The 13,840-nt window shown below is 36.5% G+C and carries 12 protein-coding genes; 11 read left to right on the top strand and 1 reads right to left on the bottom strand.

The annotated features are described in order from the left end of the window. Positions 1 to 26: 26 nt before the first annotated feature. Complete coding sequence (locus tag QWY86_RS04660) at positions 27 to 914, bottom strand: inositol oxygenase family protein (protein ID WP_290239281.1); 888 nt, start codon at positions 912 to 914, stop codon at positions 27 to 29. Positions 915 to 1,398: 484 nt separating this feature from the next. Between QWY86_RS04660 and QWY86_RS04655 the strand changes: the two genes are divergently transcribed. The 11 genes from QWY86_RS04655 (at position 1,399) to QWY86_RS04605 (ending at position 13,838) form a co-directional block, all read left to right on the top strand. Next, entirely contained in the window at positions 1,399 to 2,406 is a 1,008-nt protein-coding gene (locus QWY86_RS04655; protein WP_290239278.1) for a LacI family DNA-binding transcriptional regulator, read from the top strand. Positions 2,407 to 2,518: 112 nt separating this feature from the next. Beyond that, entirely contained in the window at positions 2,519 to 4,147 is a 1,629-nt protein-coding gene (locus QWY86_RS04650) for a sodium/sugar symporter (RefSeq protein WP_290239276.1), read from the top strand. 43 nt (positions 4,148 to 4,190) lie between these two features. Next, positions 4,191 to 5,606 (top strand): glycoside hydrolase family 28 protein, encoded by a 1,416-nt coding sequence (locus QWY86_RS04645; RefSeq protein WP_290239274.1) that lies wholly within the window; start codon positions 4,191 to 4,193, stop codon positions 5,604 to 5,606. A gap of 4 nt (positions 5,607 to 5,610) precedes the next feature. After that, the gene (locus QWY86_RS04640) at positions 5,611 to 6,546 is read left to right on the top strand and encodes a family 43 glycosylhydrolase (protein ID WP_290239272.1); all 936 of its coding nucleotides are present in this window, start codon (positions 5,611 to 5,613) and stop codon (positions 6,544 to 6,546) included. 84 nt (positions 6,547 to 6,630) lie between these two features. Beyond that, positions 6,631 to 6,945: a hypothetical protein gene (locus tag QWY86_RS04635; protein WP_290239271.1), complete on the top strand. Its 315-nt coding sequence runs from the start codon at positions 6,631 to 6,633 to the stop codon at positions 6,943 to 6,945. Between the two features lie 404 nt (positions 6,946 to 7,349). Beyond that, positions 7,350 to 8,552 (top strand): helix-turn-helix domain-containing protein, encoded by a 1,203-nt coding sequence (locus QWY86_RS04630; RefSeq protein WP_290239269.1) that lies wholly within the window; start codon positions 7,350 to 7,352, stop codon positions 8,550 to 8,552. A 176-nt stretch (positions 8,553 to 8,728) separates the two neighbouring features. Continuing rightward, positions 8,729 to 9,340, top strand: a complete 612-nt coding sequence (locus QWY86_RS04625; RefSeq protein ID WP_290239267.1) for a Crp/Fnr family transcriptional regulator — start codon at positions 8,729 to 8,731, stop codon at positions 9,338 to 9,340. A 66-nt stretch (positions 9,341 to 9,406) separates the two neighbouring features. Next, the gene (locus tag QWY86_RS04620) at positions 9,407 to 9,856 is read left to right on the top strand and encodes a DoxX family protein (RefSeq protein ID WP_290239265.1); all 450 of its coding nucleotides are present in this window, start codon (positions 9,407 to 9,409) and stop codon (positions 9,854 to 9,856) included. 144 nt (positions 9,857 to 10,000) lie between these two features. Continuing rightward, the gene (locus QWY86_RS04615; protein ID WP_290239263.1) at positions 10,001 to 11,029 is read left to right on the top strand and encodes a LacI family DNA-binding transcriptional regulator; all 1,029 of its coding nucleotides are present in this window, start codon (positions 10,001 to 10,003) and stop codon (positions 11,027 to 11,029) included. Between the two features lie 27 nt (positions 11,030 to 11,056). Further along, entirely contained in the window at positions 11,057 to 12,538 is a 1,482-nt protein-coding gene (locus tag QWY86_RS04610) for a gluconokinase (protein ID WP_290239261.1), read from the top strand. A gap of 10 nt (positions 12,539 to 12,548) precedes the next feature. Next, a complete protein-coding gene (locus QWY86_RS04605) occupies positions 12,549 to 13,838 on the top strand; it encodes a gluconate:H+ symporter (protein ID WP_290239260.1) in 1,290 nt (429 codons plus the stop codon). The last annotated feature ends 2 nt before the right edge of the window (positions 13,839 to 13,840 follow it).

Raw genomic sequence — 13,840 nt, 5'->3', positions numbered from 1 at the left:
AATTTGGTTATTGAAAGATTTTTATTTTAGAATTTTATAGTAACCGGAAGGTATTTTGCCACCAATTCCTGGTAATAAGGCTTTAATTCTGCCCAGCTTTTCTGATTAGGATTTTTTGAATACAAATCATAAGGATTAAATAATCTAACCCATTTGAATAATTCGTGATCTTTTTCGCTCATTAAATGGTTGTATGCATTTTCTCTATGCTGCGAATAAAAAGAGTGGTAACGTAACATGTACAATCCGGCTTCCGGGATATACGGTTTCATCATGTGGTAAACATATTCATCGTGGCCCCACGACATATGAACATTGTCCAATCCGCAATTTTCGGTGTAAACGCCTAATTTAGTTTGGTAAGTTGGGTTGTTGTAATCGGGGTTATATTTAAAAAATTCCGGATAAACGATTTTATCTGAATAAGCACATCCAACAGGAAAAGTATCGCCAACCACAGCCCATTGAGGTTCGCCATATAAACACAAAACTTTGCCCATATCGTGGATTAGTCCGACCAAAACCATCCAATCCGGATGCCCATCGTTTCTTATGGCTTCTGATGTTTGAAGCAAATGCTGCATTTGATCTAAATCCGTATCTGGGTCAGAATCGTCAACAAGTTTGTTTAAAAAATCAAATGCACTCCAAATCGGCATTTCTTCTTTATCAAACTTTAAATATTCAGCCTTTTTTTGTTGTACAAAATCGTAGGTTTGATAGGTATGGTTTAATCTATAAAACTCCTTCACACCGTCTTTTTCGGTTTCTTCGTAGTTTCTAAATTGCTCTTCCTTTTTATCTGCGTTGATGTTTGCAGGATCAGGATAACGGGTTAAAATATCCTCTTCCCATTGATCTAAATTTTTCAGAGGATTTTGATTATCCTGAGAAAATTGCTTTTCGTTACTCATAAGGCTAGAAATAATTTGGTTAAAATTTCTTTGGTTTTATAAGTTAAAGTTGTGCTTTTGAAATCTTAACTTTTTATTTTTAGCGAATTATATTTACTTAAACGATTACGTAAATTTTCATTATATTTATACAACAAACTGAAAAACAAATAATTAAATATTTTTTTTTAATTAAAAACTAAAATTGGAGAAGATGGCCTTTTTGATTAATGCGTAAGGGGCATGTTAAATAAATGTTATTGTTACGATTATTTTTTATTTTCGCAACTGCGGATGTTCTGAATGCTTTTAAACCAGAACACATCCAATATATTTAACCAAATAATTTTCATATTTAAGCGGAGATATTTAAGACTTGTACGACGAAATTTCTTAATCCAACCGTTTAAATTTAAAAAGCCACCAACCAACCGATGTGAACATTGAGAAAATGTTTTATTTATTATTTGGTTAGGTAAAATAACTAGCAAAACAGCGTAACAAAATGTCGGGAGAGGTAAATATCAAAAGGCTTGCGCAGGAATTGAATATTTCAATTGCTACGGTTTCAAAAGCATTAAATGATAGCTATGAAATTAGTTTAAAAACAAAAAACAGAGTCTGGTCGCTTGCAAAAGAGCTCAATTATACTCCCAATCCGGCTGCGAGTAACTTAAGAAGTAATAAAACCAAAACTATTGCGGTTATTATTCCTAATATCGCAAACAACTTTTTCTCTTTAGCTATAAAAGGCATCGAAGAAATTGCAAGAAATTACGGCTATCATGTGCTTATCTATCAAACGCATGAAAATGTAGAGATGGAAATGTCATTTATCAGCAGTTTACTTAATGGAAGAGTGGATGGTATTTTAACTTCGGTATCTAGTAACAGAAACAATAATGATTATTACAGCGATTTAGTAAGCAAAATCCCTTTGGTATTTTTCGACAGGGTTTACGAATCCATTAATGCTTTTAAAGTGACTACTGATGATTATAAGATATCTTTTTCGGCAACCGAACATTTAATTGAGGCTGGGTGCACCAAAATTGCCTACTTATATGGGCTTGAAAAACTACCTGCCGGAAGAGCCAGGTTTTCGGGCTACCAAGATTGTCTTTCGGCACATGGTTTAAGTTTCTCAGAGGAGCTAGTTGTTCCCTATCACGATGAAGAAGAAATTAACGCAAGAAACATAAAGGAGCTCTTTGATAAACACAAACCCGATGCACTTTTTTCATCAATAGAAGAATTTATAATACCTGCCTACTCTGCCTGTCACGAAATGCAATTGAAAATACCTTCTGACGTTAAAATATTAAGTTTTTCAAATTTAAGCTCAGCAAAATTACTTAATCCATCACTCACAACCATAACCCAACCGGCCTTCGAAATTGGCAACGAGGCAGCAAAATGCTTGTTTAAAATTTTAAATAAAAAAGGTGTCGATGATGATCAGAATATCGTTTTATCATCAGTGCTAATTAAAAGGGCATCAACTGGTTGCTAAACTTCATTTCTCCTCAACTACCCGAAAACGTTTAAGTAATTAAATAGAACTGCAAAGTTCTTATCATTAAGTTTTTTTCAGACTTTTAAAAAAACCAAATATAACTTTCCTTATGAATCATCTCTCGGGGCTTGATTGTGCAGTATTTTTTATCTACTTTATTATTGTATCCGCCTATGGTTATTGGGTTTATCGGAGTAAAAAGAAAAAACAAACCGATACTAAAGATTATTTCTTAGCAGAAGGTTCCCTTACCTGGTGGGCAATCGGCGCTTCAATTATTGCCTCCAATATATCAGCAGAACATTTCATAGGCATGTCGGGCTCGGGTTTTGCAATGGGTTTGGCTATTGCAAGTTACGAATGGATGGCCGCAGCTACACTAATTATTGTTGCTGTTTTCTTTCTGCCAATTTATTTAAAAAATAAAATTTACACTATGCCTCAGTTTTTATCAACTAGGTATAATAATACAGTAAGTACCTTAATGGCGGTTTTTTGGCTTTTAGTTTATGTTTTTGTTAACTTAACATCTATATTTTTTCTTGGTGCAATAGCCATTGAAACCATTACCGGTATCCCTTTCAGCACTTGCATCATCTTTTTAGCTATATTTTCTGCAATAATAACCTTGGGTGGCATGAAGGTAATAGGCTACACTGATGTTATACAGGTTGTTGTGTTGGTTGTAGGCGGTTTAATAACATGTTACATGGCATTAAAGCTGGTTTCTGAGAAATTAGATACTCAAACGGTTTTAGGAGCGCTTCCAATTTTAAAAACCGAAGCTTCAAGCCACTTTCATATGATTTTTAGTAAGGGAGATAAATTTTATAATGAGCTACCAGGAATTGCAGTTCTTATTGGTGGGCTATGGATTAATAACTTAAACTATTGGGGCTGTAACCAATATATTGTTCAAAGGGCTTTAGGTGCCGATTTAAAAACAGGCCGAAGCGGATTAATATTCGCAGCATTTTTGAAATTACTTATTCCGGTAATTGTTGTTATACCAGGAATTGCAGCATTTGTGCTATACCAACGTGGATATTTTCAAGCAGAGATGCTAGATGCAACCGGTGTTGTTAAACCCGACCATGCTTACCCTGTTTTGATGAATTTATTACCTGCAGGCATCAAAGGAATGGCTTTTGCTGCCTTAACCGCTGCAATCGTAGCATCTTTGGCAGGCAAATCAAATAGTATTGCAACAATTTTCACTTTAGATATATATAAAAAGTACCTTAATACCAATGCTTCGGAACGCAAATTAGTTTCCATTGGCAGATGGTCGGTTGTAGTAGCATCACTTATTGCGATTGTTGTAGCCCCGGCTTTAAGGAGCTTTGACCAGGTTTATCAATTTATTCAAGAATATGTTGGATTTATTTCTCCCGGAGTTTTTGCTATTTTCCTATTAGGTTTTTTCTGGAAAAGGACAACCTCGAGAGCGGCCTTATCTGCCGCCCTCCTTACCATCCCGCTTTCTATCTTACTTAAGTTTTTACCAATTTTAACCAACGGCCTAATAGAACCAATACCCTTTTTAAACAGAATGTCGTGGGTTTTTGTAATTATAATTGTTTTAATGGTACTTGTAACCCTAACCGACCCGAAAAGTAAAGACAATAGTCAAGGCTTAGAAATAGATAAGAGTATGTTTAAGGTTACCCCATCTTTTGCTGTAGCATCTGTAGTTATATGCGGCATATTGGCTGCACTTTATACTGTATTCTGGTAAATAATTATAACCAATCTCAACGTATTAAAATTCATCATCAACAATGAAAACCAAAATTATTATTGCCCTAACATTTGCTCTTTTTCTACATTTCATCGCTAAAGCGCAATATAATATTATAAAATATGGAGCCAAGGGCGATGGAAAAACAAATGATGCTGCGGCTATTCAAAAGGCTATTGATGAATGCTCGGCAGCAGGTGGCGGTCAAGTTTTAGTACCTGGTGGGCATGTTTATTTGGCTGGTCCGTTTGATTTAAAATCCTTTGTGGAATTAAGAATAGAAGGTGGTGCGAAAATCTTAGCGAACCCTGATGAAAGCATTTATACCAAAAGTGCCTTTAAAGATAATAAAGGCGAAGGCACCATCTGGATTGGTGGCGAGAAACTGGAACGGGTTAGCATTACCGGAACAGGTGTTATTGATGGAAACGGCATATCCTTCATGGGGGCAGAACTGGAAGATTCCTACGAATTAAAACCATTTGAAATCGTAGACCCGCGACCACACATTCTAACGCTTATCGGTTGCAAAAAACTGAATATAGAGGGTGTCACTTTTCAAAATTCAGCCTACTGGACCATCCACCTGGTTGGGTGTGATGATGTTGCGATATCAAACATCACCTTGCTGAACAGCATCAAAATCAGGAACAGTGATGGGATTGATTTAGACCATAGTAAGAATGTAAGAATTACCAATTGTTACATTGAATCAGGGGATGATTGTATTTGTCTGAAGAACCGCAGGGAATTTGAAGAATATGGCGCCTGTGAAAATATCGTCATTAGTAATTGTACGATGACTTCCAGTTCCTGTGCGATTAAAATAGGTTCAGAAAACATGGATAGAATCAGCAATATTTTGATTAACAACTGTAATATACGCAAGAGTAACAGGGGTGTGGGCATTCAGAACAGGGATGAAGGAACGGTATGTAATGTGGTTTTCTCCAATCTGGTGATTGAATCAAAACTTTTTTCAGATGTCTGGTGGGGGAAATCAGAGCCAATTTATATAACTGCCTATCCACGTGCAACCGCTAATAATAAGGATGCAGGCTGGCGTTTACCAAAAGGCAGCACCAAGGGTGAGGTTGGCGCAGTACGCGATATTAGCTTTAGCAACATCCAGTGCATCGGCGAAGGTGGCGTATACGTCAGCAGCGCCTCTGCTGACAGAGTATCGGACATCAGCTTTGACCAGGTTAGTGTTACTATGAACAAGACAACCAATCTGGAAGGCGGCTACTATGATAGGAGACCAAGCAACGTAGAGGGATTGGTAAAAAGTGATATTGCCGGTTTCTATTTCGAAAATACAGGTACAATACGATTGTCAAACAGTCAGGTTATCTGGGGTAAAAGTAAACCGGGTTATGCAGGCAAAGCCGTCAAAAAGATAAATGTCAGCAAGTTGCAAATGGCAAACTTCAGGGTATCGAACAGTTCCTTTTAATTTTATGAAGAAGATTTTCCAATTGAGTTTGCTCATAAGCCTGTTGAGTCTGCAAGTGTTTTCACAGGGCTTAAAAAAACCAATTATCAAAGGTTACTTTGCAGATCCGACGGTTGTGCAAAACAAGGGACATTATTTTATATATGCTACTATCGACCCTTGGGGCGGAGATGAACTGGCGGTATTCGAAACCGAGGATTTCAATAGTTTCAAGCGCCATAAGCTGAATTGGCCAACCAAAGCATTATGTACAAGCTCAAGTTCAAATGATTCAAAAGTATGGGCACCATCAGTGGTAAAAGGGATTGATGGTAAATTTTACATGTATGTTTCTGCCGGAAGTGAAATCTGGGCCGGTGTCAGCAGCAACCCGCTCGGGCCATGGCAAAACCTAAAAGCTGATAATACGCCTTTAATCCGGGCAACAGATTTCAAGACTGTCCATAACATTGATTCTGATTGCTTTATTGATAGCGACGGAAAAGCATATTTATATTGGGGTTCAGGATTTAACTGGATTAACGGAAAGTGCATGGCCGTTAAACTAAAAGCCGATATGCACAGTTTTGATGGGCTTCCGCAGGAAATTACTCCACCTAATTACTTTGAAGCGCCGCATATGATAAAAAAAGACAACCGATATTTTTTGATGTATTCTGCCGGAAAGGCGATAGATGAAACCTATAAAATTGGGTATGCTGTGGGTGAAAGCCCTTTCGGCCCATTCACTACCGGCGTAAATTCACCAATACTACAAACCATTCCATCAACTAGAACAATTGGCCCTGGTCACCATACAGTGTTCAATTTTAAAGGACAGGATTATATATTATACCACCGGATTGTACCTCAGAATCAGGAATATGTTCTGCGTGAATTGTGCATTGATAGTTTAAAATTCGATGGCTCGGGCAATCTAAAAAAAATCCTCCCTAAATAAATTATAAAGCAATCATTTCCCTTAGTGATTACCAACAATTAGCGGATCATTTATATAACTACGCTTGCTAAACAAATTTAAGTAATGAGAAAAGAGATAAGCGTTTGTGTTGACTTTCCTGACTACGGCATAGTTGAGGTATCTGCCAAATATGAACTTACCGCACTGGTAAATACGAACGAAGATTCATCGTTCCGTTGTGAACTGGAAACTTTTTTCACAAAAGGAGATACAGGAATGGACCACAGAGAATTTACATTTTTAATTACAAGACACAGCGGACGGAATTCCTCAGCAGTGAAGCTATTGACCGCCAGTATGCGGCATGGGCAAAATCAGGAGCACTTGGTCAATACACTATCCTCTTACATTATACTGAACGAATTAGAAAAGCATTAACGAGAAACGCGTGTCTTCCATTTTTGACAAACATTTAGGTACCAATCCAGGGGTGGACGCTAATTGATGGAAACCTATAATTATATGGTAACTCGATTAATAATTTATTATTAAGTAAAATAACACCCATTTATTTCCAGGCTTTAGCTTATGGGGCAAAAAGCAACAGCTTGATTTCATTAAGAGCAAGAAATTGCCAGAAAGGCCCAATCTTTCAGTTTAGCCTATGGATGTTGATTGCGCCATCAATCTAAAACTTGAGTTGTCTAATCAGAAATGCTGATATTCCCTATCGCCCAGCCGTATATAGCCTCTTGGTTAATGAATCATTTTTAAAATAGTACAAAAAATTAACATAATGCATTACTAAATTTACAACAAAGCGCTATATTAGAGCCAACGCTATGTATTCCCTAAATTTCTTAGTTAGTATTACTTGTTTTTTTCTTCTACTTTTTTCGGTACATCTTTTTTTTGCTAAAAAAGGTAACCGGACCAATAACATCCTGCTCTCTATTGTCTTCTTTACCCGATTTGGCCAGATTTTAAATTCTATAGCCATTACCACTGGTCATGAGCAAGTATTATCTATTATCTTTCAAATACTTACTCCATTTCATTTTGCAGCACCAGCTTGTTTTTACTTATATGTTATTGGTGTTTTAACTGATAGAAAAGGTATTTCAAAAATACAGTGGCTTCATTTTTTGCCGGCACTTTTGGCAATCATACACGTAATTCCGTGGCCGGGAATGCCACAGCTCGATTGGTCACTTATTTCAGAGCAGCTTGCAAAAAACGGATATTTAACTTTGAAGGCGAGAAACGGGCTATTTCCAGGTTATATTCATAGTTTGGGTAGAACCGCATTAATGCTGTTTTATTTATTTCTTTGCTGGCGGTCTGTGTTAAAATCTGGCATTATTAAAACCTACAAGCAAGAAGATTTAGGGAGAGATTGGGTATTATTTATTCTGGGTGTAGCTACATTATTCCAAATTATAGGGTTAGCGCCAATTATTTATCTTTCATTAAATATCCCTTTAAATCATACTTCGTTCATTATTTTTAACTGCGTTGCACTATTATTGATTTTATCTTACGCACTTCACAGACCTAAACTTTTTTACGGTTACTTATTGGTTGCTACTACGTGGGAGGGAAAATCATATCTTGTACAAGCCGTATCACCTGAGCCAATAGTTTTGGTTGAAGAAGAATCCGTTCAAAAACAGATTGCGGTAAGTAAAAAAAGAAACCTGCTTTCAGATGAGCAGCTATTATACTACAACTTACTTATTAAAAAAGAAATGGAAGAGGAGCAGTTGTATTTAAAATCAGATTTGCAAATTATTGATTTGGCTACTAAACTAAATATCCCCATTCATCATTGTTCTTACGTTATAAATAAGGAGTTTGGAAAGAATTTCAGGGATTGGATTAATGCTTATCGGGTAGAATGTTTTCTAAAGGTCTATCCTGTGAAGGGTTCGAGGATGACTATAGAAGCGATTGCGCAAGAATCGGGCTTTAAGAACCTGGCTACTTTCTACAACGCCTTTAAAAAAGAAAAAGGCTCTTTACCAAGCAGTTATTTCAATCAGTAAACCTTAAGAATAATTTTTAAGAATATAAATTCATCTAACCGTTGAATCGTTAGGGCTTAAGGAGCTATAATTCTAGTTGCTTTGGAATAATTGAGGATACCTTTGATAATGGGAAAAATTACCTCAATGGATTTCTCCCGCATTAGCATACATCTCTAAATTATTCCCGAACTTATATGATAAAAGATTCAGAAAATCCTTTATTTATACAACCGCTTTTAAATTTCTTTGAGCAGTTTCATCCCCTATCCGAAGGCTTTATAAACTATCATTTGAAAACCTGCAGGTATATGCACGTTAAGAAGAATAAGTTCATTCTTTCCCCAATGGAAAATAACAACTCCATTTATTTTTTGGTTAAAGGTTTGGTTAGAGGCTTTGTAAAGGAAGATCAAAAAGACATCAGTACTTGGTTCGGCATCGACAATGAACTCATCGCGGCTATCCGTAACCCAAATCAACATTCAAAACCATCATATGAATACGTTCAGGCACTGGAAGATAGTGAACTAATTTCTATCCCCTATCAAAATATCGATTTCCTGGCTCACTTCCCCGAAACGAATCTGATAAGCAGAAAATTGCTTGAATTGCAATATCACGCTGCCGCTGAACGTGCAATTCTTGCCAGAGTACCTTCTGCAATGGGCAGGTATCTTAAATTCGAAAATACATATTCAAATACCAACCGGATTCCATTACGCTATTTGGCTAGCTATTTGGGTATGCGATTAGAAACTTTAAGTAGAATTAGAACTAAATCCTTGCAGCTATCAAATGCCAGTTAATAATATTATATTTTTTAGTAGATATTAATGCTTTTTTCGTAAATTAAACTAACCAAGTTATTTATTATGAGCGCAATAAAAAAAATTCAGAAATGGGGCGATAGTCACCATCCTGCATGGATTGATGTTTTTAGAATTATTTTAGGCATAGTATTAATTTGGAAAGGTGTGGCTTTCTGGATTAATCTTGATGCATTTAATGCTTTAATGCGAGGTGCACACTTAGGCGCAGCGGTTTCCATCAGTTTATTCGCACACTTAATTATCTTAATGCACATTATAGGTGGCCTGGCGATAACATTGGGCACATACACACGTACCTTTTGCCTCCTTAATTTGCCAATACTCGTGGGTGCAACATTTTTCGTCAATTTATCGCATGGCATATTTAAACCTTATAGTGAGTTTTGGCTTTCACTAATTGTTTTGATAGCGCTTGTTTGTTTTCTGATTGAGGGTAATGGAATACTTTCGGTGGATAAAGCACAAAGCGATGCAAACCTCGATAAGCCATAATCTTTAGTGAGAAAATCTCTATTTTTCATGATTTGTGCAAGCTTAAATACAATTTGATGCTAATGGGCAATTATTAATTATATATTTGTTTTAAGCCTTATTAATATTCTGGCTAATAATAACTTATTAAGCATAAATAAATCAATGCACGAAAAAATATCGATTAAAGATATCGCAAACCGTGTGGGTACATCAACAACCACCGTATCATTTGTTTTAAATGGTAGAGCAAAAGAAAAACACATCAGCGCCAGCATAACTGAAAAAGTATTAAGCGTAGTCGCCGAATTAGGCTATCAACCAAACTCCATCGCCCGCAGTTTAAGAACCGGCAAAACCAAAATTATAGGTTTTTTAGTTGATGATATTTCAAAACCATTTTTTTCTGGTCTTGCCAGCGTAATAGACCAGAAGGCTTCTGCAGATGGTTACAAAATCATATTTAGCAGTACCGGAAATGATAAAAAAAGGATTAATGAAATTTTGAGCCTGTTTAAGGAAAGGCATGTTGATGGTTACATTATTGCAACGGCAGAGGGATTAGAAGAGGAAATTGGTGAGTTGGTAAATGGTAAAACCCCTGTTGTGTTATTTGACAGGTATTTACCTGATTTAAAGGCCGACTATATCCTTACCGATAATTACTTGGCAACCCAAAATGCAGGTCAACACTTGTTGGATAAAGGCTTTAGTAATATTGCATTTGTAACCATTGATACACAACAACAACAAATGATAGATCGTTTGAATGGTTATAGTGCCGCAATGGAGCATGCCGGCAAGCAACAAAATGTTTTAAAAATAAAATATACCAATTCTGAAGACGCCACAGAAAGCATTAAAGTGTTTCTGGAGCAAAACCCCGATTTGGACTCGGTTATTTTTTCGACCAACTATTTAACAATGGATGGATTAAAATTATCCCGAATTGGGCAAGAGCAACTAATTAGTTCTCGTGCGGTAATTTCGTTCGATGATTTTGAATTGCTTGAATTTATTAAACCATCAATCACAGCAATTGAACAACCGATTCAACTTTTAGGTGAAAAAATTGTTAAGCAGCTGCTTAAAAGATTAAATCCGGAAACAAAGCCGACAGAATATGGTATCTTTAGGATTCAAGCGACATTGAATGTTAGGCAATCTACTCAAACTAAGCAACTCCTAAATTAAGCTGATAAGCATACATTAAAGTTTTGCATGAAATACATTATAGGAATCGATATCGGTACTGGCAGCACAAAGGCTGTGGCACTTAACTTAAATTATGAACCCATAAGTACGAGTCAGCACCATTATCCTACCCATTCTTCTAAACCTGGATATAGTGAGCAGGATCCTGAAGTTATTTGGCAAGCATTTTTAAAATGTATTGCTGATTTAAAAACTGAACTAGGCGCTGAACCAATTACAATAGGTTTAAGTAGTGCAATGCATAGCTTAATTTTAGTTAATGCGGAAGGTTTACCATTAGCGCCAATGCTTACCTGGGCAGATAATCGCAGCGCTACCATTGCCGAGAGATTGTTAAGTAGTGAGATTGGTTTAAAACTATACGCTGAAACGGGAACACCTATACACCCAATGTCGCCATTGTGCAAAATTATTTGGCTAAAGGAAAATGCGCCTGCATTATTTGCTCAAACTGATAAATTTATCTCTATTAAAGAGTACATCTGGTTTAAACTATTTGGCGAATATGTAGTTGATTATTCTATTGCTTCATGCACAGGGTTATTTGACATTGATACACTCAAGTGGAATAATAAAGCTTTAGAACTTTGCAATATCAGCACCGCTAATCTATCTGAACCTGTTTCAACATCGTATAGCAGTTCGAAAATAACTCAAATACATCAGCATTTGCTCAAAAGTGAAAATCTAAGTTTTGTAATTGGCGCAAGTGATGGTTGTTTGGCAAATTTAGGAAGCGAAGCAATTTTTGAAGGTTCGGCAGCATTAACAATTGGTACATCTGGTGCTTTACGTGTTGCGAGTACTAAGCCAATCGTAAATAAAAAGGCCATGACATTCAATTACATTTTGGATAGAGAAACATTTATTTGCGGTGGACCTATTAATAATGGAGGTTTAGCCTTACAATGGCTAATGAAGAATGTATTTGGCAAAAACGAGCTTAATGAAGCAGATTATATCCATTTGTTTGAAGAGATGGAGAAAACAGATATTGGCAGTAATGGATTAATTTTCCTCCCGTACTTAACAGGCGAAAGAGCACCAATCTGGAATAGTAAAGCTTCCGGTGTTTTTATAGGATTGTCGAATCAGCATCACCAAAAACATATGGCAAGAGCTGTAATTGAAGGCATTTGTTTTTCTTTAAACGATGTATTAACCGAAATGGAAGCAAACGGCGCCAACATTCAAAAAATTCATGCAAGCGGTGGATTTGTTCATTCTCAAACTTGGATGCAGATTTTAGCTGATGTTACCGGAAAAGAAATTTTGCTTATCACTGAAGAAGATGCATCAGCAGTAGGTGCTGCCTACCTTGCTGCTAAAACTACTGGAATTGTAGATTATTATCCAAGCAAGAAGAAAACATTTGATATGATTAATCCCAATCCTGCAAACCATATTTTCTATAAACAAAGATTTACCATTTACAAAAAAGCATATCTTAATTTAAAAGAATGCATGCAGGAAATTAATCAACCTTAAACCTCTAACCATGTCATTACTCATTGTCTTTTTAGGCATAGTGCTCCTTTTTATATTGATAATTAAAAAGTTAAACCCAATGATAGCGCTTTTATTAGTAGCTATTTTGACCGGTTTATTTTTAGGTATGCCTGCCACTAAAGTAATGAGCGCTATTAGCAATGGCGTAGGAAGTACCCTGGGAGGAATGGTGATGGTATTGGCCTTGGGTGCCATGATGGGTAAATTAATTGAAGATAGTGGTGCTGCCCGTAAAATCGTTTTTATCTTAATTAAAGCCTTCGGACAGAAAAATATTCAATGGGCGGTTTTAATTACGGGCTTATTGGTCGGCATTCCACTATTTTACAACGCTGGCTTTGTTGTATTGATTCCATTGGTTTTTGCGATTGCAAGCGCAACAGGGTTACCCAAGCTTTACATCGGTATACCGATGGCAGCTGCACTTTCTGTTACTCACGGTTTTTTACCACCTCATCCGGGTCCTGTATCATTAGCCGCAATTTTTAAGGCTGATGTTGGCAAAACCTTGATATATGGTTTAATATTAAGTCTACCCATTGCAATAATTGCCGGTGTTTATTTCCCGAGAATGATTATTAAACGACCTTCAGATAGTGATTCGACGCAGTTTACTATTTCGGAAGATGAAAATTTACCATCCGGAGGAAAAAGTTTTTTTACAGCTTTATTGCCTGTATTCCTAATTATTGCCGGCACAATTGGAACGGCCATAACACAACCATATTTATTAAAACCAATATTCATCTTTTTATCAGATCCAACATCCGCTTTACTTATTGCCGTTTTAATAACGGTTTTAGTTCAAACTAATCCGGTTGCGAAGGCAATGGAATCTTGCGTTGAGGGCGTTAAAAGTATTGCCATGATTATTCTAATTATTGCAGCAGGCGGTGCCTTTAAACAAATCCTGGTAGATAGTGGCGTGGGTGAAACTGTTAAATTGCTTACCATGGGCCTGAATTTATCACCCTTATTTCTGGCATGGTTAATAACTGCTACCTTAAGGGTTACATTGGGTTCTGCTACCGTTGCCGCACTTACCGCATCTGGCATAGTTTTACCGTTAATAGGTATTGGTGCATCACCAGAGTTAATGGTTTTAGCCGTTGGTGCAGGCAGTTTAATGTTTTCTCATGTAAACGATACCGGATTTTGGATGTTTAAGGAATATTTCAACCTAAGCTTAAAACAAACCTTTAAAACCTGGACCATGATGGAAACCATTGTTTCCATACTTGGATTGTTAGGTGTTCTGATAATTAATCATCTTATTTAATT

The sequence above is a fragment of the Pedobacter aquatilis genome (genome assembly GCF_030409415.1).
Lineage (GTDB): Bacteria > Bacteroidota > Bacteroidia > Sphingobacteriales > Sphingobacteriaceae > Pedobacter > Pedobacter aquatilis.
Note: the sequence above shows the minus strand (reverse complement) of the source record. Positions and strands in the feature narration are given on the sequence as shown.